The sequence below is a fragment of the Gardnerella leopoldii genome, from assembly GCF_003293675.1.
In the GTDB taxonomy this organism is placed as follows: domain Bacteria; phylum Actinomycetota; class Actinomycetes; order Actinomycetales; family Bifidobacteriaceae; genus Bifidobacterium; species Bifidobacterium leopoldii.
On sequence record NZ_CP029984.1, the window covers coordinates 165,346 to 188,041 of the forward strand.

General features: G+C 48.0%; 21 protein-coding genes and 1 tRNA gene. 15 read left to right on the forward strand and 7 right to left on the reverse strand.

Annotation, left to right across the window (positions count from 1 at the left end):
- Positions 1 to 21 precede the first annotated feature (21 nt).
- The 3 genes from sufU to DOD25_RS00810 all read left to right on the forward strand — a co-directional run bounded on the left by sufU (position 22) and on the right by DOD25_RS00810 (position 1,999).
- Positions 22 to 732 carry a Fe-S cluster assembly sulfur transfer protein SufU gene (gene sufU, locus DOD25_RS00800; protein ID WP_112928520.1) on the forward strand — a complete coding sequence of 237 codons (711 nt, stop codon included), beginning with the start codon at positions 22 to 24 and terminating at the stop codon, positions 730 to 732.
- Between the two features lie 35 nt (positions 733 to 767).
- Complete coding sequence (locus tag DOD25_RS00805) at positions 768 to 1,241, forward strand: metal-sulfur cluster assembly factor (RefSeq protein ID WP_064340461.1); 474 nt, start codon at positions 768 to 770, stop codon at positions 1,239 to 1,241.
- Between the two features lie 71 nt (positions 1,242 to 1,312).
- A complete protein-coding gene (locus DOD25_RS00810) occupies positions 1,313 to 1,999 on the forward strand; it encodes an HAD family hydrolase (RefSeq protein WP_196776768.1) in 687 nt (228 codons plus the stop codon).
- Between the two features lie 397 nt (positions 2,000 to 2,396).
- On the opposite strand, the gene DOD25_RS00815 is transcribed toward DOD25_RS00810, so the two are convergent.
- The 3 genes from DOD25_RS00815 to DOD25_RS00825 form a co-directional block, all read right to left on the reverse strand.
- Positions 2,397 to 3,062 (reverse strand): DUF4125 family protein, encoded by a 666-nt coding sequence (locus tag DOD25_RS00815; protein ID WP_112928522.1) that lies wholly within the window; start codon positions 3,060 to 3,062, stop codon positions 2,397 to 2,399.
- Positions 3,062 to 5,038, reverse strand: a complete 1,977-nt coding sequence (locus tag DOD25_RS00820; RefSeq protein ID WP_112928523.1) for a DUF4037 domain-containing protein — start codon at positions 5,036 to 5,038, stop codon at positions 3,062 to 3,064. Before DOD25_RS00820 ends, DOD25_RS00815 begins: the two co-directional genes overlap by 1 nt.
- A gap of 213 nt (positions 5,039 to 5,251) precedes the next feature.
- Positions 5,252 to 5,325, reverse strand: a tRNA-Pro gene (locus DOD25_RS00825).
- A gap of 260 nt (positions 5,326 to 5,585) precedes the next feature.
- On the opposite strand from DOD25_RS00825, the gene lysS reads away from it, so the two are divergent.
- Positions 5,586 to 7,283, forward strand: coding sequence for a lysine--tRNA ligase (lysS, locus tag DOD25_RS00830; protein WP_112928524.1), 1,698 nt, complete (start codon positions 5,586 to 5,588; stop codon positions 7,281 to 7,283).
- A gap of 70 nt (positions 7,284 to 7,353) precedes the next feature.
- Positions 7,354 to 8,094: a phosphoglyceromutase gene (locus DOD25_RS00835; protein WP_004119231.1), complete on the forward strand. Its 741-nt coding sequence runs from the start codon at positions 7,354 to 7,356 to the stop codon at positions 8,092 to 8,094.
- A gap of 188 nt (positions 8,095 to 8,282) precedes the next feature.
- Here DOD25_RS00835 and phoU read toward each other — a convergent pair whose 3' ends face one another.
- Positions 8,283 to 8,963 carry a phosphate signaling complex protein PhoU gene (gene phoU, locus DOD25_RS00840; protein ID WP_004105212.1) on the reverse strand — a complete coding sequence of 227 codons (681 nt, stop codon included), beginning with the start codon at positions 8,961 to 8,963 and terminating at the stop codon, positions 8,283 to 8,285.
- A gap of 241 nt (positions 8,964 to 9,204) precedes the next feature.
- On the opposite strand from phoU, the gene DOD25_RS00850 reads away from it, so the two are divergent.
- Positions 9,205 to 10,497, forward strand: coding sequence for a sensor histidine kinase (locus DOD25_RS00850; RefSeq protein ID WP_112928525.1), 1,293 nt, complete (start codon positions 9,205 to 9,207; stop codon positions 10,495 to 10,497).
- A gap of 82 nt (positions 10,498 to 10,579) precedes the next feature.
- Here DOD25_RS00850 and DOD25_RS00855 read toward each other — a convergent pair whose 3' ends face one another.
- Positions 10,580 to 10,846, reverse strand: a complete 267-nt coding sequence (locus DOD25_RS00855; protein WP_004105210.1) for a DUF2530 domain-containing protein — start codon at positions 10,844 to 10,846, stop codon at positions 10,580 to 10,582.
- Positions 10,847 to 11,031: 185 nt separating this feature from the next.
- On the opposite strand from DOD25_RS00855, the gene DOD25_RS00860 reads away from it, so the two are divergent.
- From DOD25_RS00860 to DOD25_RS00870, 3 genes are all read left to right on the forward strand, one after another.
- Entirely contained in the window at positions 11,032 to 12,177 is a 1,146-nt protein-coding gene (locus DOD25_RS00860) for a CHAP domain-containing protein (protein ID WP_004119219.1), read from the forward strand.
- Between the two features lie 135 nt (positions 12,178 to 12,312).
- On the forward strand, positions 12,313 to 13,035 hold the full coding sequence (locus tag DOD25_RS00865; protein ID WP_112928526.1) for a C40 family peptidase: 723 nt from the start codon (positions 12,313 to 12,315) through the stop codon (positions 13,033 to 13,035).
- Positions 13,036 to 13,191: 156 nt separating this feature from the next.
- Positions 13,192 to 14,217, forward strand: coding sequence for a universal stress protein (locus tag DOD25_RS00870; RefSeq protein ID WP_004105206.1), 1,026 nt, complete (start codon positions 13,192 to 13,194; stop codon positions 14,215 to 14,217).
- A gap of 315 nt (positions 14,218 to 14,532) precedes the next feature.
- On the opposite strand, the gene DOD25_RS00875 is transcribed toward DOD25_RS00870, so the two are convergent.
- Both DOD25_RS00875 and DOD25_RS00880 read right to left on the reverse strand, forming a co-directional pair.
- Complete coding sequence (locus DOD25_RS00875; protein WP_112928873.1) at positions 14,533 to 15,807, reverse strand: glycosyltransferase; 1,275 nt, start codon at positions 15,805 to 15,807, stop codon at positions 14,533 to 14,535.
- Positions 15,808 to 15,948: 141 nt separating this feature from the next.
- Positions 15,949 to 16,368, reverse strand: coding sequence for an OsmC family protein (locus tag DOD25_RS00880; protein WP_004119211.1), 420 nt, complete (start codon positions 16,366 to 16,368; stop codon positions 15,949 to 15,951).
- 151 nt (positions 16,369 to 16,519) lie between these two features.
- On the opposite strand from DOD25_RS00880, the gene DOD25_RS00885 reads away from it, so the two are divergent.
- The 6 genes from DOD25_RS00885 to DOD25_RS00910 all read left to right on the forward strand — a co-directional run bounded on the left by DOD25_RS00885 (position 16,520) and on the right by DOD25_RS00910 (position 22,098).
- Positions 16,520 to 17,392 carry a thymidylate synthase gene (locus DOD25_RS00885; RefSeq protein WP_064340453.1) on the forward strand — a complete coding sequence of 291 codons (873 nt, stop codon included), beginning with the start codon at positions 16,520 to 16,522 and terminating at the stop codon, positions 17,390 to 17,392.
- A gap of 77 nt (positions 17,393 to 17,469) precedes the next feature.
- Complete coding sequence (locus tag DOD25_RS00890; RefSeq protein ID WP_112928527.1) at positions 17,470 to 18,114, forward strand: dihydrofolate reductase; 645 nt, start codon at positions 17,470 to 17,472, stop codon at positions 18,112 to 18,114.
- A 49-nt stretch (positions 18,115 to 18,163) separates the two neighbouring features.
- Positions 18,164 to 18,712, forward strand: a complete 549-nt coding sequence (locus DOD25_RS00895; RefSeq protein ID WP_004105200.1) for a low molecular weight protein-tyrosine-phosphatase — start codon at positions 18,164 to 18,166, stop codon at positions 18,710 to 18,712.
- A gap of 294 nt (positions 18,713 to 19,006) precedes the next feature.
- Positions 19,007 to 20,374: a dipeptidase gene (locus tag DOD25_RS00900; RefSeq protein ID WP_112928528.1), complete on the forward strand. Its 1,368-nt coding sequence runs from the start codon at positions 19,007 to 19,009 to the stop codon at positions 20,372 to 20,374.
- Positions 20,375 to 20,532: 158 nt separating this feature from the next.
- Positions 20,533 to 21,171, forward strand: coding sequence for a DUF3043 domain-containing protein (locus DOD25_RS00905; RefSeq protein WP_004105197.1), 639 nt, complete (start codon positions 20,533 to 20,535; stop codon positions 21,169 to 21,171).
- A gap of 153 nt (positions 21,172 to 21,324) precedes the next feature.
- Complete coding sequence (locus DOD25_RS00910) at positions 21,325 to 22,098, forward strand: DUF4191 domain-containing protein (protein WP_032835341.1); 774 nt, start codon at positions 21,325 to 21,327, stop codon at positions 22,096 to 22,098.
- Positions 22,099 to 22,696: the final 598 nt, after the last annotated feature.

Genomic DNA, 22,696 nt, shown 5'->3' on the forward strand with positions numbered 1-22,696 from the left:
GTGAGTAGGTAAGGAGAGCGTATGTTTGATATGGGTTTTGGTACAACAGGTGCTGGTTTTGCAGATGCGGCTGGTGACGGCTTAGAAAGCATGTACCAAGAAGTAATTTTGGATGCTGCGCGAAATCCGCATGGCAAAACTCATTTCGAAAGTACGGACGAGCTCGCACAAGCGGAATTGCAGGAAGAATCTCAAGAATCTGCAGAAAATACAGAATCTACAAAATCTCAAGAATCTGCAGGAAATACAAAATCTGCCGAAATTACCTTAAATAATGCTCACGAAAGTTGCGCTGTTGCATCTGGAGAAAACTCTGCTTTAGGTCAATCGCACCAATTCAATCCAACTTGCGGCGACGAAGTTACAATGCGAGTAGAGCTTTCACGCAGCGCCAATAATGACGAAACACCAATAGTATCAAGTATTAAGTGGGACGGTCACGGCTGCTCGATTTCGCAAGCAAGCCTTTCAATGATGGTTGATCTAGTCGAAGGAAAATCGGTTGACGAAGCCTTGCGATTAGACGCGCTTTTCCACAAACTTATGGAATCTCGCGGCGCAGGTTTTGAAAACGAAGAGGACGAAGATGCGCTGGAAGATGCAATGGTTTTGCAAGGCGTATCGCGCTACCCAATGCGAATTAAGTGCGCGCTTTTGGCGTGGGAAGGCTTAAAAGACAGCATTGCAAAAGCCTCGCAAAACTTAAATCCGCAAATTCTTGGCAACTTGTAAAATCGAACTTTGGTACAAGCAAAGCAAGGAATATTATGGCAGAAAATCAATCGGCATCTGAGGTGACGCATGAAACGCATCCTGCGAATTTAAGCGCAAATGACATTGGCCGAGTTACAGAAGATGATATTTTAGACGCTTTACACGATGTTGTGGATCCTGAGCTTGGCATTGATGTGGTTGATTTAGGCTTGGTTTATGGCATTGAAATTGATGAGCTTGGGCGCGCAATTATTACTATGACGCTTACTACTCCTGCATGTCCGCTAACTGAATTGATTGAGGATGAGTGTGCGAATGCGCTCGCAGGCTTGGTCGAAGAGTTCCGCATTGACTGGACGTGGAAGCCGCGTTGGAGCGTTGAAAACATTAATGAGGACGGTCGCGCGCAGCTTGAGGCGCTTGGCTACAATCTCAACAGTTTGCAAGCGAGTTTTGCTGCAGGAATGTACGGTTCTGGCGTAGTTGGCGATGCGTCGATGAGTGCCGGTATTCCGCCAACTGTGTGAGTATTTGGTTGGTGTGCTGTTTTGTTTTGTTGTTTCTGTTTTGAAAGCAACGTATTGCACAAGTGGGAATTATGGGCGCTGAAATAAAAGCAGTTAGTGCAAGCGGTATCTGTGATATTCGCGATATAAATGATGTGCGCGATATAAATGATGTGCGCGATGATATGCGCGATGATGTGCGCAAAAATAGTATCCGCGAGTATGCTTCGCGCGGAATGACTGACGTTGTTTTCGACTTGCAATTGCTTGTAGATTGGGATGTGCGCCGCACTCTGGATGCAGATTATCCGGATTTTATTGGGGAAGTGCTCTTTAGTTTCGAGCCGGAATGGGGTTTTGAGTTTCACGAGTCATTGCGCGAGGCTGGGTGGAGCAGAAAGCAAGCGATGGATTCGTTTGATGAGCATCACGGACCGGCAGTTACGTGGCTATATCGCTTGTATTTTGAGCGTTTCGAGCGCGGTTTTGCTGGCGAACGCGCGGATGCTTCGGCTGTGGCACGCGAGTTGATTGCGAGCGGCGTGCGCGTGTGGGCACTTGGTAACGCTTCTTGCGATTGGTTAAACTGCGCGCGCAAAACTTGCCCAATACTCGGTGAGTTAAACGGTGTTTGTGCATCTTACGAATCGCATTTGCGCAAACCTGACGTAATGCTTTACCGCGCGTTTTTGCAACACGCCGGTCTTTCCGCTGCTTCCACGCTTTTTCTCGAAAGTGATTCTCGCGCCGCTTCTGCAGCGTCGTTGCTTTATTCTTAAGCTGCGCGCGTGCGCGACGACCTGCTTGAGCGCTGCGATTTAGCGCGCGAAAGCAATTCGGAGCGCCGAGCTTGCTCAGGGTTGAAAGCACAGTGTGCTTTCAACGCAAGCGAGGTCTGCCTTCGTCTCGATTGACGAAGGCAGGGCAGGTTCGCGTGGCGGTGCTTTAGAAACTAGGTTGTGATTGGTGTGCGCTGACGACCTGCTTTCGCGCATGTTCCTCACGGCTTTTGGTAGCCGTTCGGCTGATTTGGCATGTGAAGCACAGTGTGCTTTCAACGCAAGCGAGGTCTGCCTTCGTCTCGATTGACGAAGGCAGGGCAGGTTCGCGTGGCGGTGCTTTAGAAACTAGGTTGTGATTGGCGTGCGTAACGAATGAATCCGGCGCTCAAGCACTTTATTGCGCGCGCTCGGCCGCTTCGAGCGAATCGTAGCCATACATGCGCACAGTATTCGCAATTATCATTTGCGTAAGATTTAGATTTTCCGTGCGCAAATTATTTACAAAACGCTGGTATTTTGCGAAAGTTGCGTCAGAATATGTGCTTAATTCGCCTCGCAAATACGTTTCAAAAGACGTATTTTCTGCCGTATCCTCGCTAGTTTTAAGCACGCGCATCGCAAGACCTAAATGCGGGTAGCGATTGCGAAAATCCGCAGCCCACTCGACTTGCGTTAAAATAATCTGCTCCTGCGCGCTTTTTCTAGGCTCCAAAATCGGCTTAATATAAGGCTTAATCGTGCGCTCAAAAATTTCCGGCGCAGTCGACTCCATCATTCGCGCATACTTTTCCGTAATCAAATTGCGTCCATCGCTATTCGCGCGCTCAAGATCCTGTTTATAAGACTCCTGCAAATCAAGCGGCCACGCCAAAAATTGACTCATGCGCATAATGCGAAAAGTTGGCCAGTTTCCTTGGCAATTCGCGCGTCCGCCTTCGTTTTCTGTAAGCTGGAACTGATCCCACTCGAGTTTAGTGATTTCTTCCGCAAGATTTTCTGTTTTCGGATTTTGCGTTTTCGGAAGATTTTGCGTTTTCGGATTTGCTGATAAATCGTACATCATAAGCTCCTTAAGCACGCCGCACGCGAATTAATATGCGCTTCAACATACGGCCGTTGCCATTCCAAAAAAGTTTCGTCGCAATCGCTTAAGCCCTCGTATTGCAGTTCGCGCACAATATCCTCGCAAATGCTGTCAATTATTTGCGAAACTTGCTTTTGCGCAAGTCCAGCGCCCTTGCCGCCTTCGCCAAAACCGTCGCCGCCAAAGCAAGCAGCGGAAGAAAGTTGCATTATCGACTCAAGTTTGCTGCACACTTCCGGAAGCCTAGAAGCCATGCGATTGCTGAGCTTGCGCAATGCTGCAAACTGCCACTTGTAGTACGGCAAGTAGTCTGCAGTTACGGGATTGTTGAGCAAAAACACGAGTGAAGCGGTTGCGCGCACGAATTCGTTGATAGAAAGCCACGCTGCGGAAGCGTCTTTGCGCGCGATCATGCGTGGGAAATTGTACTGGCCAGCTTGCGAAATCATGCCAAGTCTGCGTGAGATTAGTGAGATTCGCACGTCGTCCGGCATGAGCTTGAAGCTTTGGCGCGCCTTTGAGAACTCTCCAAGAGGATCCGCGAAAATTTTGCCATTCGTTGCTGCTGCAAGCGTTGACTCGCTTAGCGATAGCCATAAGTGCGGCTCGTTTTGGCTTGGAGCGGTGGGGAAGCCGGTTAGATTTTCGAAAAATTCGCTTATGCTGAACACTCCGACGCGCTTGCTGCTTTCGCATGATTTAGCGCGCGGTGTTTCGTTGCGAGAGCCAAAACCGGCGTATTTTCGCGGAAGTGCGTCGTAAGCAGTCTGCAAATCCGCGCCGATTTCCGCGTAATCTTCGTCGGTAAGCCATAAGCAGAATCCTGGTCCAAAATCGTGATCGCGCGAAATCTCGTCGTCAAAACCATAACATTCCGATCCATGACCAACTAATCCTGCAGCTATGCGGTTCTTGTATTTCGCAAATTTTGGCTGATCAAGTAACGGCTTTCCGTAAGTTTGCCAATATGATTGCGCTAATTGCATGCCAGTTTTTATATTATGGTTTGCTGCGTTCTGGTTTGCTGCGTGTGAGTTCGTTGAGTGTTGTTCTGTTATATCTTGGTTTGCTGATTCTTGAATTTCTGTAGATTCTTTCGTAACTTTTTCTGCCAACTCGCGCGCCTGCCGCAAATTTTCTGCCGTAATCGCGTAAGATTCGCTATCTTTTCCGTAGCATCTCGCAATCAAATCAAGTGCCTTACTGTAACTTTTCTCAGCCTGAGCGTACTCGCCGCGCGCGCACTGTACTTGCGCAAAACCTGCCAATGCAGAAGCGTAGTGCGGCTGATTTTCGTTATTCCCCGCGACGTACATGCGAACGCTGGTCGAAGCGTGTTCAAAAGCGGAGTCAAGAGTTGCGGATTTGCTGTTTGTGCTGGTGTTAGGATGCGAGCACTCCTGTGAGCACTCCTGCAACATTGCAAGCGCAAGATTCGTGTGCGTAGCGGCAATATCGATGTCGCGCTCAGGATCCGTGCTCGTATTTTGCAAAATTTCAAGCGCATGATTGAGCTCCTCAATTGCATCATGAGTGCGACCGGTTTCGCTGTAAAGCATCGAAAGATTGTTGTGAAGCGCGGCAAGCTTGCGGTTTTTAGCGCCGAGCGTTTCGGCGGATTCGTTAAGAGCTTGAGTGTAAATTTTTTCGGCGCGATCGTAGCTGCCTGCCGCGCGAAGGCTTGTGGCGGCGTTAATTAGCGTAGTTGTGCCGGCTTCGGTGCCTGCTAAATCCATCTTTTTTGCCAAATCTAGCGCCTTATCAATGATTGGCTTGTTTTTTGCGTACTCTCCGCGCGAACGGTAAAATCCCATGAGTTCGTTGAGAACTGAAAGCTGCAGGGGATTGGCTTCGGCAAGTTTTCGCAAAAGATACGTCTCGATCGCGTCAGCGCCCGCGTGATTCGCAAACATTTCGTCAAGCTCACTATAAAATTGCGCAGCGTTCTCCATCAAAGCTCCCTTGCTATTGCGCTTGTTCACAATCAATCGACTTCAACTTTACAGTCATGTAAAGAAACTGCCGTTTTTACGTCAAAAACCGGCAGAAACTTTACACACGTGTAAAGAAAAAGTCGTTTGCGTGCGAAATAGCGGCAGAAATTTTACAGCCTTGTATAGGAAACGTCGGAATTGCGGTGGGGGGGTGATTCTGGAAATCAAAAGTCGGGCTGGCGGGATTTGAACCCGCGGCCTCTTCGTCCCGAACGAAGCGCGCTACCAAACTGCGCTACAGCCCGATGCTGAAACTCGCGAAAGCATATGCGCATAAAAGTTCCAACAACGTCCGTAATGTTACAGGTTGGCTAATACAAATTATTGTAAAGCGTGTGCAAGTTGCGCAAAGTAAGTCCCGCGCAAGTATATTGCGTACAAGCTGCGGAATTCCTTTGTAAACATATTACAAATTATCGCTACAGCTTCTGTGTAAACATATCGCAAATTAGCACTGCAAGTCGCGTATAAAACCTGTATTACCTACTGGCTACAATTAGCGTTTATGACTGACACCAATACTGCAATGTCTGCCGCGCAAAGTGCCGCAGAATCTGCCGATAAAAATGCAGCAGAAAACGAAGCAACAGATACCGTCAATGAAATTGACACTGTTGAACATGCCGAAATGTTACTCGCTCAAGACGAAGCAATCGCCAAGCGCGTAAACGAAGGCGCAACTCTGGATGAAGCAATCGACCCAAGCAATAAAGAATTTGGACCGCAAGCTCATCCTGAGCAGGTACAGATGCGCGTTGCTAAGCGCGCAATGATGATTAAGGAAGGCGTGCAGCCTTATCCTGTGCATCTTAACGTTACGGATACTATCGAAAAGGTGCGTGCTGATTTCGATGGCAAGCTTGAAGCTGGCGAAGAAACCGATACTGAGGTTGGTATTGCAGGCCGCGTGCTTTTCTTGCGTAACGCTGGCGGCTTGTGCTTTGTTAAGCTTTCTGCCGGTGACGGTACTACGATTCAGGCGATGGTTTCCAAGAAGGAAATTGGCGAAGAATCCATTAAAAGCTTCAAGCAGATGGTGGATTTGGGCGACCACCTTTACGTGCGCGGTCGCGTGATTTCTTCTAAGACCGGTGAGCTTTCCGTATTCGCAACCGAGTGGGCGATTGCAGCTAAGGCTTTGCAGCCGCTTCCGGCTTTGCACAAGGAATTAAGCGACGACACTCGTACGCGTAAGCCATATATTGGCATGATTGCGGACGAGAAGATTCGCGATATGGTTCGCAGGCGTTCGCGCGCTGTGGCTTCTCTTCGCCGTACTTTCGACAGTCATGACTTCTTGGAAGTCGAAACTCCAATGTTGCAAACGGTTCACGGCGGTGCTGCTGCTCGTCCATTCACAACTCACATGAACGCTTTCGACATTGATCTTTATTTGCGCATTGCTCCGGAGCTTTTCTTGAAGCGCTGCTTGGTTGGTGGCATTGAGCGCGTGTTCGAAATCAACCGCGACTTTAGAAACGAAGGCGTGGATGCAACTCACGCTCCAGAGTTTACAATGCTTGAGGCTTACCAGGCTTACGGCACTTACGATACGATTGCTGCTCTTACCAAGGAGCTGATTCAAAAGGCTGCACTAGACGCTTTCGGTTCAACTAAGGTGACTTTGCTTAACGGCGAAGAGTACGATTTTGGTGGCGAATGGAAGCAGATTACCATGTACGGCTCGCTTTCTGAGGCTTTGGGCGAGGAGATTACTCCGGAAACTTCTGTTGAGCATTTGGGCGCGATTGCGGACAAGCTTGGCGTTGAGCGCGACGAAGTTGAGAATCACGGCAAGTTGGTTGAGCACTTGTGGGAGCACTTCTACGAGGATAAGCTTTACGCGCCAACGTTTGTGCGTGACTTCCCAGTTGAGACTAGCCCGCTTGTTAAGGGTCACCGCACGAAGCCTGGAATGGTTGAAAAGTGGGATTTGTACGTGCGCGGCTTTGAGCTTGCAACCGGCTATTCTGAGCTTAACGATCCTGTTGTGCAGCGCGAGCGCTTTGTTGCTCAAGCTAAGGATGCTTTGGCTGGCGATGTTGAGGCAATGGATATTGATGAGGACTTCATTGAGGCTCTCGGCGTCGGCATGCCTCCTGCTGGCGGCATGGGAATGGGTATTGATCGCTTGCTGATCGCTCTTACGGGCGCAACTATTCGCGAAACAATTACATTCCCACTCGTAAAGCCTCTTCGCTAGTTGACGCAAAGTCAAAGTTAATGTAAGTGTTAATGCAAGTAGTCGTATGAAACGAATAGACTAGGTAATTATGACATACAAATTAGTATTGCTCCGACATGGTCAGAGCGCATGGAATAAGACCAATCAGTTCACTGGTTGGGTTGATGTACCGCTGACTGAGCAGGGTGTCGAGGAAGCTAAGCATGGTGGCGAGCTTCTTAAAGAGAAGAACGTTCTTCCAGACATCGTGTTCACTTCTTTGCTTCGTCGTGCTATCAATACCGCGAATTACGCGCTTGATGCAGCCGACCGCCTTTGGATTCCAGTTCGTCGCAGCTGGCGTTTGAACGAGCGTCACTACGGTGCTTTGCAAGGCAAGAATAAGTCTGCAATTCGTCAGGAATATGGCGATGAGAAGTTCATGATTTGGCGTCGCTCTTACGCAACTCCACCTCCTGAGATTGATCCAAATGATCAGTATTCCCAAGCTAACGATCCGCGTTATGCTGGCGAACCAGTTCCAGAAACTGAGGCTTTGGCAAACGTCGTGACTCGCGTAACTCCTTACTGGGAGTCAGATATTATTCCAGAGCTTAAGTCCGGCAAGACTGTAATGATTGCTGCTCACGGCAACAGCTTGCGCGCAATCGTTAAGATGCTCGATAACTTGAGCGAGGAAGAGATTTCCAAGGTGAACATTCCAACCGCTATTCCTCTGCTTTACGAGTTGGATGAGAACTTCAAGCCAATCAAGCCTCGCGGTGAGTATTTGGATCCAGAAGCTGCTGCTGCCGGTGCTGCCGCTGTGGCTGCTCAGGGTCAGAAGTGAGATTCTGATTCGCTGGCTTTGCCGCGCTTAAGTTAGTTTTAAGAGCTTAAGTTAGCTTTTAAAATAAAAGTAGGTTTGCAATTAATTTGCAAACCTACTTTTTGTTTACTTTTATTTTCATGCGCGCTTTGTGCAACTTGAAATTGCGTAGCGTGTTTTGCTGTAGCCGCTTTACGCTACAAATCTCGTTACGCTACAACAGTGTCTTTATCTGGCTCTGGCTTCTTGGACGGATCGAATCCGGAAACAATAAACACAATTTGCCTTGCGACGGCAACGCAATGGTCTCCAATTCGCTCAATAAAGCGGCTAAGCAGAACGACATCAATTAACTGCCTGCGCGTACCCTTCCAATTTTCGCCTTCTACCAGCTCAAAAATCTTCTCGTGCAATTTGTCGAGCGCATCGTCGCCAGCAATAATAGTTTCCGCAATTTGCACGTCGCGATTTGCAACCATGGTCGTTAAGCGACCTGACAGTTCGCGCAAGAAATCAACCATTGCAACAATAGTTTCGCGTCCTTCTTGTGCAATAGCAGATTCAGGCCAGGTTCGTCTAGTAATTTGAGCGATATGACTTGTTAAATCTCCCATGCGTTCAAACGTTGCAGCTAATCGCATTGTAGCTACAACTTCGCGCAAGTCCGTTGCCACAGGGTTTTGGCGAGCAAGCAAAGTCAAGCATTGGTCAATAGTGTTTGCTTCTAAAGCGTCTAAGTCTGCGTCTTTATCGATAACAGTTTGAGCAGCTTCCAAATCCGCGTTTAAAAGCGCGCTTCCAGCATCGTTCATAGCTTTTGCTACAAGTTCTGCCATGCGTTCGATGTTTGAAGCAATTGCCTTCATTTCTTCGTTGAAAATTACTCGCATGGTGCGTCCTTTCTCAGTGCTGTGAGTTTATTTGAACGCCTAGTTTGCACGTCGCTATAAGTCAGGCATCCTATGTAATTATAGACGACGCTGGTAACGAAGCGACCGAAACTTTACGGCGGTGTAAAGTTTCTGCCGTTTTTGTGGTGATTTTCGACCGAAACTTTACAGCCGTGTAAAGTTTATGCCGCTTTTTAGTTGCATAGTTACAAAAGCGCGCAAAGTATGAGATTATAGGAGTATGCCTCAAGGTTCTTCTGCGGTTGTGATCGTTGTATTTGTTGCTTTCGGCGTGCTTGCGTTGTGCGTTGTGCTTTCGTTGTGTGTGTTGATGTCGGATTGGTTTTCTACAGTTTGCCGTCTTTTTAAACGAGCGTTTAATTATATTCGTGGCGCAAAGTATGGCGCAAGGTATGACGCAAAGTATGACGAAAGCGACGACATAAGCGACGACATAAGCGACGATTCAAGCGACAACGCAAGTGACGATATCAGCTACGACGCGTCCCAAGTTTTGGCAATGCTCGACATGCCAACTGTTGTAATTGACGCCAACAATGACGTAATTCGCGCAAGCTCCGAGGCTTATTTGCTGGGTGTTGTTAGCGATGATTCGTTATGCCAGCCTCGCGTTCTTCAAGCTGTTAATTCCGTGCGAGCTTCTGGCGGATTCGAGCGCTTCTCTTTGGTTACTTCGACACCTGAGCGTTATGCGTCAATAACTGTAAATCCTCAAGAGTCAACCACTGTTTCGCGCCCTAATTGGCTTACTGTTACGGCTGGAAGTATTGGAGGCGGTATCGTAGTTGTAATTATTGAGGATACGAGTGCAGCTCACCGTTTTGCGCAAACTCGCGACGACTTTATTTCCAACGTTTCTGAGCAGTTAATGCGATCTACTCGCAACTTAACTCAGCTTACGAAAGTTTTGCAAAACGAACAGGTATCTGCGCAAAAAATTAAAGATATTGCGCAAATTGCCGGTAAATCTTCCAAGAAACTTCAGCACATGCTTGAAGATTTGTTGTGGCTGGTTCGCGCTCAAAATCCTATTGACTTAGATTCTGCGCAAGTATTTTCTTTGAATGATGTTTTGTCGTATGTGCAAAATCAAGTTGCTGCGTTTGCTAAGGATTGTTGCGTACATGTTGTGTCAAAAGTCGATTCGCGTTTGTGCGTGCGCGGTGAAATTTCGCAAATTCAAGCTGCAGTGCGGAAATTAGTTGAGAATGCAATTACGTATTCTCCAAAAAATTCTACAGTTTCGCTATCTGCGTCACTATCGACAGATGGTCAATACGCTGTGATCCGTGTTGTAGATCGCGGAGTTGGCATTGATTTGCAAGATCAGTCGCGAATTTTTGAACGATTCTATCGTGCGAATAATCAAAATAGTCAAAGCCAGGATGGCGTTGGTTTAGGGCTTGCAATTGCCAAGCATGTGGCACTTACGCACCACGGAAATATTACTCTTTGGAGTATGCCGGGGCAGGGTACTACCGTAAGTTTTGCGCTACCAATTGCAAATAAATAAGCAGCAAATTAGTAAGTTAGAAAATCAGTAAGTTAGCAAGCCAGCAAATCAGCAGTAAATAATTCAGCAAATCAGCAACAAACTATTTTCCTAAGCGCCTGTAGTCCCAGCGGTCAAAATGTTCCCAAATTAATAGCAGAACGCCAATAATTGTTCCCGATGCGCAAAACAACACAGGAAACCAAGTTGTAATATGCAATAACGCAACGATAAGCGCAATTATTGTTGCGACTAGCCACGCGATCGTTCCTATAGCAAAAACCTTTCGCAAATCAACTCGCAGCGGTTTTGGTGCTGCTTTTCGTGCATCAGGATTAACTATAGGTGCAAATTTCATACTTCCAACCATACAACTTACCGAAGTCTAAGTGTGACGAGTGCAGCTTAAGCGCGAAAATTAGCGGATTTAGGCTGTGTGCGTTTCTTACATCCTAACCACGTTGTAACCTTTCACATAGAGGATTGAAAGAAAGTCAGTTGGGGGTGTGGCGTTTGTGCGCTGCGTTCCACGTTTAACATAAGAAAGTGATTAGTATGAGACATGCTGCACATGGTGCCACAAAAGCAAAGAGGCATGGAGATTCGCCGCTTTCGCTGTTTGTAGCTCAGCGTGGCGCGCATGGTGCGCATAGTGTGCGTGGCATGCGTTCTGTTCAAGCTAATCGTGTTAGTGAGCGTTTGGCTGCGGTTGCTACTAGCAATGGTGCTGTTGTAGAGCTTCCAGAAGCTGTTTCTGAGCGTTTGCAGGAGCTTGTTCCTCAAAGCAGGCGCGCGCTTAGGTTGTCTAAACTTGCTAATGAGCGTCGTCGCAATGTAATACTTTCGACTTCTCTTGTTGCAATGGTTGGTACTGTTGCAGCTACTATGGCTTTAACTAAGGTTAATAGTTTTGATTCTCGCGCTTCCGAATTTGAGCCATCTATGACTGCAGTTGGCGACGCATCTTCAACAGTTTCGCGTTCTAGCCAACGCGAGTCTCTTGATCCTATGGCAACTATTAATAACGCTGTTGACTCTATTGAGAATGCTGCTAAAAAATCGCATAATGCGAACTCTGCTGATGCTGCAAATGGCGCGAATGAAAGTAGTTCTGCTCGCTCGAATTCGAAGCATGAAAACTTAGCCGATAAAGTTGCTAATTCGGTACAACCTGGCACTTTTTCTACTATATCTTCGAAGTCTGATTCGTGGAATTTAGGTTCTGGTTCAGGCTTTAATATTGCAGAGATGTCACGTTCTGCTGCGAATAATCCTAAGGTTGCTTTGTTGATAGATAAAGACTTTGACGTTTTGCCGAAGGGCTTTAATCCAAATCATGCAACTGGTGATACTGGTAACGCGTATGAGTTCAGCCAGTGCACGTGGTGGGTGTATGTTCGTCGCCATCAGTTAGGTTTGCCTGTTGGCTCGCATTTTGGCAACGGAAATATGTGGGCTGATTCTGCGCGCAATCTTGGCTATTGGGTAGATAATTCCGCTCGTCATGTTGGCGATATTATGGTGTTCCGCTCAGGTCAGGCTGGTTCTGATCCATTCTACGGGCACGTTGCAGTTGTTGAAAAAATTAATTCAGACGGTTCTATTGAGACTTCTGAATGTGGCGCTTCTTACCAAGGACGAACTTTCTCGCGCAAGTTTGACGCTAAGGAAGTTTCTCAATATCAGTTTATTCATTACTAAAGTTGTACTACCGAAGCTTCGTTACTAAAGCTGCTTTGTTAAAATTAGTTTGTTTATTACTAAAATGAGTTTGCTTGTTACTGGCGTTGCTAATTTCTCTCGTATGTAATGCCCCGATGATATACTGCAAAAAGTATGCTAAAACAAAGTAGAATTTTCTCAGTTTTTGTATCAGCTGCCGCTGCAGCTTCAATGCTTACTGTTATGGCGCCATTCGCCATGGCAGAGTCTTCGCATGAGCTTTCCGAGTCAGCTGTCACTTCTACGCGCGCATTTCCAAAGGTGACGAATGTGCGTCGCGATATTTTAACTGAATCTACTTCTACTGATGTCGACGCAAATTCTCATTGGGGTGGCATAGAAAGCTTGAATGTACCTCAAACTAAGACTCCTAGCGAACAAGCTGCTGAAACGGCACGACGTGCTTTTGCTGGAAATGCTACTGCAAGCCGTTCTGGTTTCCGCAGTGGCGTTGAGCAGGTTCCTCTTGCTTCTGTAGTTCCTCCTGATGGTAAGTCTGTTGCCTCTCTTTTGAATTTTGCTACTCAATTCTTAGGCAAAGTGCCGTATCGCAGCGGTGGCAATACTCCTGCTGGATGGGATTGCTCCGGTTTTGTGCAGTATGTTTTTGCTAGTGTTGGTATTTCTTTGCCTCGTACTTCTGGAGCGCAGGCAACTGTTGGAACTCCAATCCCAAGTTTGGCTCAAGCGCAGCCTGGAGATATTATCGCGAATGCGCAGCATGCTTCTATTTATGTTGGCAACGGCATGGTAATTAATTCGCAGCTCGCTGGCACTAAGTACGATCCTATCCGCTACGTGTTCCCAGGTGGGTACTCTATTCGTCGCGTTCTGTAGCTTCTGTAGTTTCTGTATCTTCTGTAGTTTCTGTAGCTTCTGTAGTTATATATCGCAAAACTGCCAACACTCAATCTAAAATTACGCTACAATAGTATTTACAAGTTGTGCGCGAGTGACGCTGCTGTCGCGAGTGCAAGTATGAGGAGGTTGGCAATGATCCCAGAAAAAGCTGTATTGGTTGGAGTTGACGGCTCACACGCGAGCTATAAAGCGGTTTGGTGGGCTGCAAATTACGCAAAGCATGCTGGGTTGCAATTGCAAATTGTTTGCGCTTATTCGTTGCCAAGTTATGCTGCTGTTTCTTTTGATGCCACCTACACTGCGATTGGTGACGATAATGCAGCTCATCACGATGCGCAAGAAATTCTATCTAAAGCAAAAGCTGTTGCTCTTGAGCAGGGTGTTGACGCGACTACGCTAATTGTTACGGGCGATCCTTCTTCGGTTTTCGTGGAGCTTTCTCGTAACTATCAGCTTATTGTGATTGGTAATCGTGGAAAAGGTGGCTTGGCAGAGCGTTTGCTCGGCACAACTAGTTCTTCGCTTCCAGCTTATGCGTATTGCCCAATTGTGGTTGTGCCTTACACTGACGATGACGGTCAGCGTATTCACTTGAATAATACGATTACGCGTGTGGCTGTTGGCTCTGACGAGTCAAAGTGGGGGCTTAAAGCTCTTGAAATTGCGGCTGATTTGGCGGATAGCTGGCATGCTGAGCTTGATGTTATTTCCGCAGTGCCAAGAGTGCAAGGTGCTGAGGGCGATACTGCTGTTATGGGATCGTACATGGAGGATCTTGAGGAGCGCGTGAAGCCGATTTTGCAGCGTTTGCCGGATTTGCAAATTCATCGAACTGTTGTGCCTGGTTCTGCCGTTGAAGCTTTGACTCAGGCTAGTTTGAATCATGATCTTGTGGTTGTTGGTTCTCGCGGTCGCGGTGGCTTTACCGGTTTGCTGCTTGGTTCGATTAGCCAGGGATTGTTGCAGCATTCTTCGAGGCCTGTGTACGTTGTGCCGCGCAAGTATGTGGAATTTAGTGCAGCTCAGGTTGCAGCAGCGCAAAAGCAGCATTCTGAAGCGTCTATTGACGATATTTCCGGAGTACATGAGGTTGATGTGCCGAAGGCTGGTAAAGAAGCTGCTAAGGAGATTGAGCAAACAATCGATCCGCTGCGATAGCGCGAAAGCATGTCGTTACGTGCGCAGTCGCTCATCTGCACCAGTAACGAAAAACGGCAGAAAACTGTGCAGCTGTGTAAAGTTTCTGCCGCCTACGCGCTAAAAACGACCAAAACTGTGCAGCTGTGTAAAGTTTCTGCCGTTTGCCAGCCGGATTCCGACCAAAACTTTACAGCCGTGTGCAGTTTCTGCCGCTTCCCAGTCGGATTCCGACCAAAACTGTGCGGCTGTGTGCAGTTTCTGCCGCTTACGCGTTGTGCTGCGCTCAAGCATGTCATCGCGACCGCGTTTGGAGCGTTTGGAGCGTGAGAGCGTCTAATCTTGCGATTCTTGCGGCTCCGCTTCAGTATTCTCGCGCTTTTTCAGCATAAAACGCGCGCGCCTGGCATCTCGCTTAGCTTTCTTTTCAGCGAGCTTTTCCTTGTTCATCTCGATTGCGCGCTTGTAAATCTTAAGCAGCTCAAGCGCTTGGCTCTTAAAATCGTTATTCTTCGAATACTCGAGCACGTTCGCCTTAAGCTGAGCCTGCTCAGCCTCGCTCATATTCAAAACTTTACTAAAAACAGTCTTAAAATCTTCCTTAGTATCCCACTGATACCCGTTTTGACCGCTAATAATCTGCTTCTCATTCGGCACATCATGCTTTACAAGCGCAAACAGACCGGAAGCCATTGCCTCTAGCATCGAAAGTGAGTGCATTTCGGAAAGTGATGCTGTTGTGTAGTAGTCCATTGCGTGCAAATACTTTGGAATTTCCGTGTGAGCAATAGGCCCAAGCAAGCAAATTCTGTCGTCAAAACCATTATCTGCCACGCGCTTGCGCAACGATTCCAAATCAGGACCGCCGCCAATAACAAATAAGCGCGCTTTTTCGCGAGGAAAATCGCAATACATAAAGTTGTCAATTAATTCTGAAATATTTTTTTCAGCGCCGATTCTACCAACGAAAACAAACAGCTTAGTAGAGTCAGAAACGCCATATTTTTCGCGGAAAGCTTTGCGGAATGCAAGTCGCTCAGGCGTTGGTAGGAACTTCTTATATTCCACAGCGTTATTCAGCACAATTACTTTTTTATCAACCTTCTGACGGTCAATATATGCCTGTGCTTTAGGAGACATGCTCGTAATAATTGTGGCATTTTTCGAGAATCGCATAAAATATTTCGCCGAAATATTGCGAGAGAACTCAGTAAAATGCTTTAAGCCAATGTAAAACAGGAATTTATCGTATTCTGTGTGAAGCGTATAAATAACGGGAATATGCTCTTTTTTTGCTACTTCCAAGCCGATTTCGCCAATGCCAAATTCGTTTTGAATATGAATGACATCCGGCTTAAATTTAAGAGGAAGTTGCTTTCGCATGTGACCAATCGGGAGCGCAACGCGGTATTTGTAAAGCTTTTTAAGCAATATGCCCGGAACGTAAACAACTCCATCTTCAAGCTTGGTTTTGCGCTGTTTTTCGGAGCCGACCGTGACTACTAGCACTTCATGACCAAGCTCTTCATACATCTTTTTGAGCATATAAGACTGTGTTGCGACGCCATTTATGTACGGTGGATACGTTTCGGTAAAAATAGCGATTTTCAAAGTTTCCTCCGGTTGCATACATGCATGCGTAGCGTCATTATTGCGCAAATATCTTGTGTACTCAATTGTGCCACATGTGGTGAATTTTAGTGTGATTTTAGTGCGATTTTTCGCGACTTTTGGCGCGACTTTTGGCTTATTCTAGCTGCGAACCGTAACGTTTACGCTAACTTGCGCGCCTTTTTCAAGCGTATGCTTAACAGTACAACCCCTGGAAATGTGGCGTTCCATGCGCTCTTTTAGTGCGGACGCATCTTCCTGGCTGAGCGCAGGTTTTGCGCAAGTTGCGTCAAGAGTGACATCTTCTTGAAAACGCAAGTACGTGCCTTCTTCCGCGTCGTACGTGCCGTTTACTACAACTCGCGCTCCAGCGCCCTCGCCAATAGCGTGTTCTGCAGCGTATTGGCTGCTAAGAGCTGTGCAACCAGCTAAAGCGATTTGCATTAATTCAACCGGGTTGAACATGCCTTCGCCGTGACCAAACTTCAAGCTCACACCGTCGTCGCTGTGTGCTTCCCAAGTGCCGTCCTCGTTGCGCTCTACCCATAATCTTCTAGACATTTTTGCTCCTTTGCTGTAGTCGTTTTTGTTCATGTTATCGTAAGGATTGTAACTTTGCGCTCAATTGTCGAATCTAGCGTTTTGCGTGGTAGACATATGGTTTTACGAGCGCAATTCTTTAAATTTATTAGCGCTTTGTTAACATGGCAGCATGGCTTTAACAGAAGAAGAACTTGCAGCAATTCGCGCGCGGGTACCACAAAAACCAGCGTCTAATATTCCAACTCCTTACGAGGATTTAGTGCGAAAAATCCTCACGGAAGGCACTCTAAAATCAGATCGCACAGGCACTGGTACGATTTCGCTTTTTGGCCAGCAAATCCGCTTCGACATTAGCAAATATTTCCCGCTTATCACCACGAAAACCGTGTTTTTCAAAGGACTTGCGTACGAGTTGCTTTGGTTCCTTAAAGGCTCGAGTAATGTGCGTTGGTTGCAAGAAAACGGCGTTCATATTTGGGACGAGTGGGCGGACGAAAATGGCGATTTGGGCCCTGTTTACGGAGTGCAATGGAGGAGTTGGCCGGCGCCGACAGCGGAAAATCCAAACCGCACAATCGACCAAATCGCAAACGTGCTGGATCTTATGAAGAATCACCCGGATTCTCGTCGCATGATTGTTAGCGCTTGGAATCCTGCGGAAGTTGAGCATATGGCGTTGCCGCCTTGCCATTCGCTTTTCCAATTTTACGTTGCTGACGGCAAGCTTTCGTGCCAGCTTTACCAGCGCTCTTGCGATATGTTCCTTGGCGTGCCGTTTAACATTGCGTCTTACTCGCTTTTGACGATGATGATGGCTCAGCAAGCAGGTCTTGAGCCGGGCGAGTTCGTGTGGACGGGCGGCGATTGCCATATTTATGACAATCACGTTGAGCAGGTGCTTGAGCAGCTTTCGCGCGAGCCGTACCCGTATCCGCAGCTTGAAATTCGTAAGGCGGATTCGATTTTTGACTACGATTACAGCGATTTTAAGGTGGTTGATTACAAGCATCATCCGACGATTAAAGCACCGGTTGCGGTGTGATTGATTGCAAATTATTTTGCTTGATTTTGCTTGATTTAGTTTAATTTTTAGCTTGTTTTAGCGTGTGAGGTGCGTATATGGCAAACAGCGTGTCGCATAATTTCCCTGTGCGACTGATTTGGGGCGAGGCTTCTGGTTTGGATGGCAAGCCCGGCGCTATGGGCGTAAACGGAGGCATGCCGTGGCGACTTTCGCCGGATTTGCGCTATTTTAAGGCGATGACTATCGGCTGCCCTGTGATTATGGGTCGCGGTACATGGGATGCGATGCCTCCGAAATTCCGTCCGCTTCCGGGTCGCGAAAATATTGTTGTTACGCATAATCCTGATTTTGTAGCAGATGGAGCGCGTAGTTTTACTAGCATTGACGCGGCTTTGGATTACGCGCGCGAATGGCTGGAAAATAGGGAAGTGCTGGAAAGTCAGGAAAGCGTATCTCAAAACGTATCTCAAGACTCGCCTCAAGATGGCCCAGCAATCTGGGTTATTGGCGGAGCTGCGATTTTGCGCGAAATGCTTGCGAATTATCACGCAGACGCAGCTTACGTAACGCAAATTGATGCGAAAGTTGCAGCGGACACATTTGCTCCGAATATTCATGCACTAGTTGATGCAGGAAAATGGCATGTTGCGCGCGAAGGCGAGTTTGAGGAAGCGCCTCTGAAGGTTGGCAGCGAAAGCAATCCTGCACGATACCGGTTTATGGTATATGAGCCTGCTTAGTAAACGAGAAATCGCAAAGTAAACGAGACAGCAAAATAAACGAGGAAGCATGACTGAAGAATCAAGCAAAATCAAGGTAGACGCACGTCACCCATACACTGTTATGACGGTTTGCACAGGTAATATTTGCCGCTCGCCAATGGCGGAAATTGTGTTGCGCAACGAGTTTCAATTGAGGGGATTGGGCGACGTTGTTGCTGTGCGTTCCAGCGGTGTAAGCGACGAAGAGTACGGAAATCCGATTGATCGCCGCGCGCAAAGAGAATTAACTAAGCGCGGATACAGGCTTCCTGCTTCGCATTTTGCGCATCGAATTGAAGCGGATGAGATTGCGGAAACGAACCTGTTTTTGCCTATGACGGCTTCGCATATGCGTTCGCTTTTGCGTTTGTTGCCTGCGCAAAAGCGCGAACTTGTGCATATGTATCGCGCGTTTGATCCGTCGCTTCCTAAGCCTCAGCCGGGTCGCGAGATGTTGCTCGACTTGGCAGATCCGTGGTACGGAGGTCCTCGCGAATTTGAGGTTGCGATGGATCAGGTTGAGCAGTGCGCGCCTTATATCGTCGATTGGGTTGCCACGCGCATTGAGAGGGCTTGAAAGCGGCAGAAACTTTACGTGTGTGTAAAGTAATGGTCGTTTGCGCGCCAAAAAGCGGCAGAAACTTTACGTGCGTGCGCAGTTTATGTCGCCTACGTACCAAAAAGCGGCAGAAACTTTACAGGCGTGTAAAGAAACGGTCTCGCAAGCTGACCAAAGTAGATAGTTAAGTTTGCGTCGCGTTTTCTCGCGTTTCCTCATATTTGCGGACATAGTTGCGAATATAGTTTAAATTTGTAGATATAGTTTTACAGGCATCAATTATCGCTCTGTTACTTTTAGTTGGGAGGATTTATGGCAAATTTGGCTGTCGAAGACGTGCGCGCTCGCGTGCAAAACGCCTGGAATGACGTAGTTTCCGTGCTGAATAAGAAGATTTCGCTGGCTGCGGTGTCAGCTAAGGGCATTGCTGGCGAGCATATGCGCAAGTCCGCGCAATACGTGGCTGGGGTATTGCGTGAGGTTGGTATTGACGCGCGCGTCGAGCAGTCCACGAATCCGGACGGCACTCCAGGAGCTTTCGAAGTGGTCGGCTCGCGCATCGTAAACCCAAGCGCGCCAACGGTTTTGCTCTACGCGCATCATGATGTGCAGCCAGTTCCAGATCCATCTGAGTGGGAAACCAACCCATTTGAAGGCACCGAGCGCGACGGTCGCCTCTATGGACGCGGCTCAGCCGACGACGGCGGCGGAATCGCAATTCACTACGGAGCTTTGCGCGCACTGAGCGACGATTTGCGCGTAAATATTAAGGTTTTCATCGAAGGCGAAGAAGAAATGGGCTCGCCAAGCTTCATTCCTTTTATCGAGTCGCATAAAGCCGAATTTGAATCAGACGTAATTATCGTTGCCGACTCCGGCAACTGGTCCGCCGAAATCCCAAGTCTTACAACGAGTTTGCGCGGAAATACCGACGTGGACGTAAAGGTTAAAGTGCTTGGTCATCAAGTGCATTCCGGTCAGTTTGGCGGCCCGATTTTAGATGCTTACACGCTTGCTTCCATGCTTATTGCCTCGCTTTACAACGAGGCTGGCGACCTGGCAGTGCCTGGAATTGAAGCACAGGAGCCGGTTGGCGGTTTGCAGCGCGATTTGGACGAAGCGCAAGTGCGTGCCGACTCTTCCGTGGTCGATTCTTATAAGCTTGCCGGCACCGGTTCTCTCGCAGCGCGCATGTGGACTAAGCCGAGCTTGACGGTAATCGGCATGGACGCACATCCTGTTGAGGGCAGTTTTAATGTGATTGCGCACGAAACTAAGTTGCGTCTTTCGCTTCGTACCGCGCCTTCGCAGCGTCCGGAAGAAGCGCAAAAAGCTTTGTGCGACTTCTTGGTATCTCACGCGCCTTTTGGTGCAGAAGTTACTGCAGAGCCGATTGATAACGGCATGGGTTGGGCAATGGATCCGGATGCTGTTGCAACGAAGGATGCGCTCGCTTCTATGCGCGATGCTTTCGGCGTGGAGCCGGTAAATAAGGGCGAGGGTGGTTCGATTCCGTTTATTCCGGAGCTTCAGCGCATCTTCCCGAAGGCGCAGGTGCTGGTGACGGGTCCGGAAGATCCTAAGTCCAATGCGCACAGCCCGAACGAGTCGATTTCATTGCCTGGTTTGCGCGGAAATATTGTGACGGAAGCGCTGCTTTTGGATCGATTGGGCGAGTAATTCTGACTAATTTTGCGCGCAGGCGGCATAAACTTTGCAACGCTGTAAAGTTTCTGCCGCTTTTTGCTGCGTAGCCGACTTTTTCTTTACACGCGCGTAAAGTTTCTGCCGTTTCCTCCGCGTCTGCATGCGTCTAGTCTGTTGAGTAATCTGCAAACATGACATGGAATCCATTTGCAAAGAAAACTGCCAATAATGAGGGCGCGTCTACTCCTTCGTTGCAAAAGAAAGTAGCGGATGCAGAATCGTCTGTAGCGACGAAATCTCGCGAAAAAAACGCGCCGACTCCTAAGCGCAACGCTGCTCAGGCGCAAAAGCTTCGCCCACTAGTACCAGCAGATCGCAAGGAAAGCGCAAAACGCGCGCGTGCTCGTCTTCGCGAATCTGAGAATTTGCAATACAACGCAATGCGCACTGGCGATTTGGCGCATATGCCAAAAATTGAGCAGCTTCCGTGGCGTGTGTATATTCGCGATTACGTGGATGCTCGAATTAATATTGGCGAGTTTTTCATACCAGTTGCAGTGCTGATTATGATTTGCTTGTTTGCGCTATCTAAGTTTGTGATTGTTTATTTTGTTTTTGCAGTGTTCTTGTACGCGTATTTGTTTGCATCTGTAATTGACATGTTTGTTATGTGGCGTAAGTTGCGTAAGGAGCTGATTCGTCGTTTTGGTGATGTGGCTGTGTCGCGCAAGTCGCGTTCCGGCATGTACGCATTCAGCCGCGCTATGCAGCTTCGTCGCTGGCGTTTGCCTAAGCCGAGTAGCGCAAAGCGTGGTAACTGGCCGAAGTAAGTGCAAAAGTAAGTGCAAATTTATTAATATTTGCACAAGCTACTATTATTATTTGGGATACTCAAAATAACGCGAATATTATGGGGTAAACGCATGGCACAAGATAAAGCACAAAGCAAATCGCAAGGCGCGTCGAAGGGTGCGACGCAAGGCATGAAGCAGACTAAGAAAAAGCAGGGCATGTTCTCGCAGATCATACGTATTTATAAGTACACGCATTCTGACGATAAGCAGCTGCCTCTGTGGTTGTCTTGCGCGTTTGCTGCGCCGATTTTGGTTGCTGTAATTCTTGGAATTGCATCTCGTTGGTCCATTTTGATGTGGATTATGATGCTTATTACAGCGGTGATGCTTGGTTTGCTGCTGTTTACTGTTGTGCTTACGAAGCGTGCAGATAAAGTTGGTTACGCAAAGTTGGAAGGTCGTCCGGGTGCGGCTGCCGGCATTATTTCTGCGATTAATAAGGGCGGTTTTACTTTTCCGCAGCAGCCTGTGTGGGTGGATGCGCGCACGAAGGATGCGCTTTGGCGAGGCACTGGTTTTAACGGAATTTTCCTCGTTGGTGAGGGTAATTACGAGCGTTTAATGCATGCTATGGATCGACAGGAGCACGCTATTAAAAGCGTTACTGCCGGATCTAATATACCTGTATACCGTATTGCTGTTGGTAATGGCGAAAATCAGGTGAAGCTTAAAGAATTGCGCGGAAAGGTGTTGCGCTCGAAGACGCTACAGCCTGTGAAGCACAAGTTTGCGTTGTTTGATAAAATTCATCCGAACCGCCGATTCTTCCTTACTAAGACGGAGCTTGCGATTTTGAATGAGCGTTTGCGCACGTTGCAAAGCAAGAGTGGATTTGGCATTCCGAAGGGAATCGATCCAACGCGTCCGCAGCGCATCAGCCGTCGTGCAATGCGCGGTAAGTAAATTATTCTTGCGACGGATTGGCGACAGTTACTTTACGTAAATGTGAAGGAACTATCGCTTTTTGGTGAGATTTCGACATTTTCTGTACACAGCTGCACAGTTTCTGCCGGGATTGCGCGCGCAGGCGGCATAAACTGTACGCGGTTGTAAAGTTTCTGCCGTTTTTTGGTGCGCAAGCGACCTTTATTTTACACGCGCGTAAAGTTTCTGTCGTTTTTCGTTACTGGTGCAGATGGGTGACTGCGCGCGCTGTGCTGCGCTCAAGCATGTCGTCGCGCGCACAAAACACAACCGAATTCCCAATAAACTACCATGCAAACCTGCCCTGCCTTCGTCAATCGAGACGAAGGCAGACCTCGCTTGCGTTGAAAGCACACCGTGCTTTCAACCCTGAGCAAGCTCGGCGCTCCGAGTTGCTTTCGCGCGCTCTGTGCTGCGCTCAAGCATGTCGTCGCGCCCGCGTTTGGAGGGTTGGCGTCTACGCGCTGCCGTACAATCGTCAATCGACACGGGTGCTCTGTGTTTTCGCTTATGTAAGCGTGAACATTCAGAGCTGAGAGAAAACCGCTTGAACGTGAATCCGGGTAATACCGGCGCA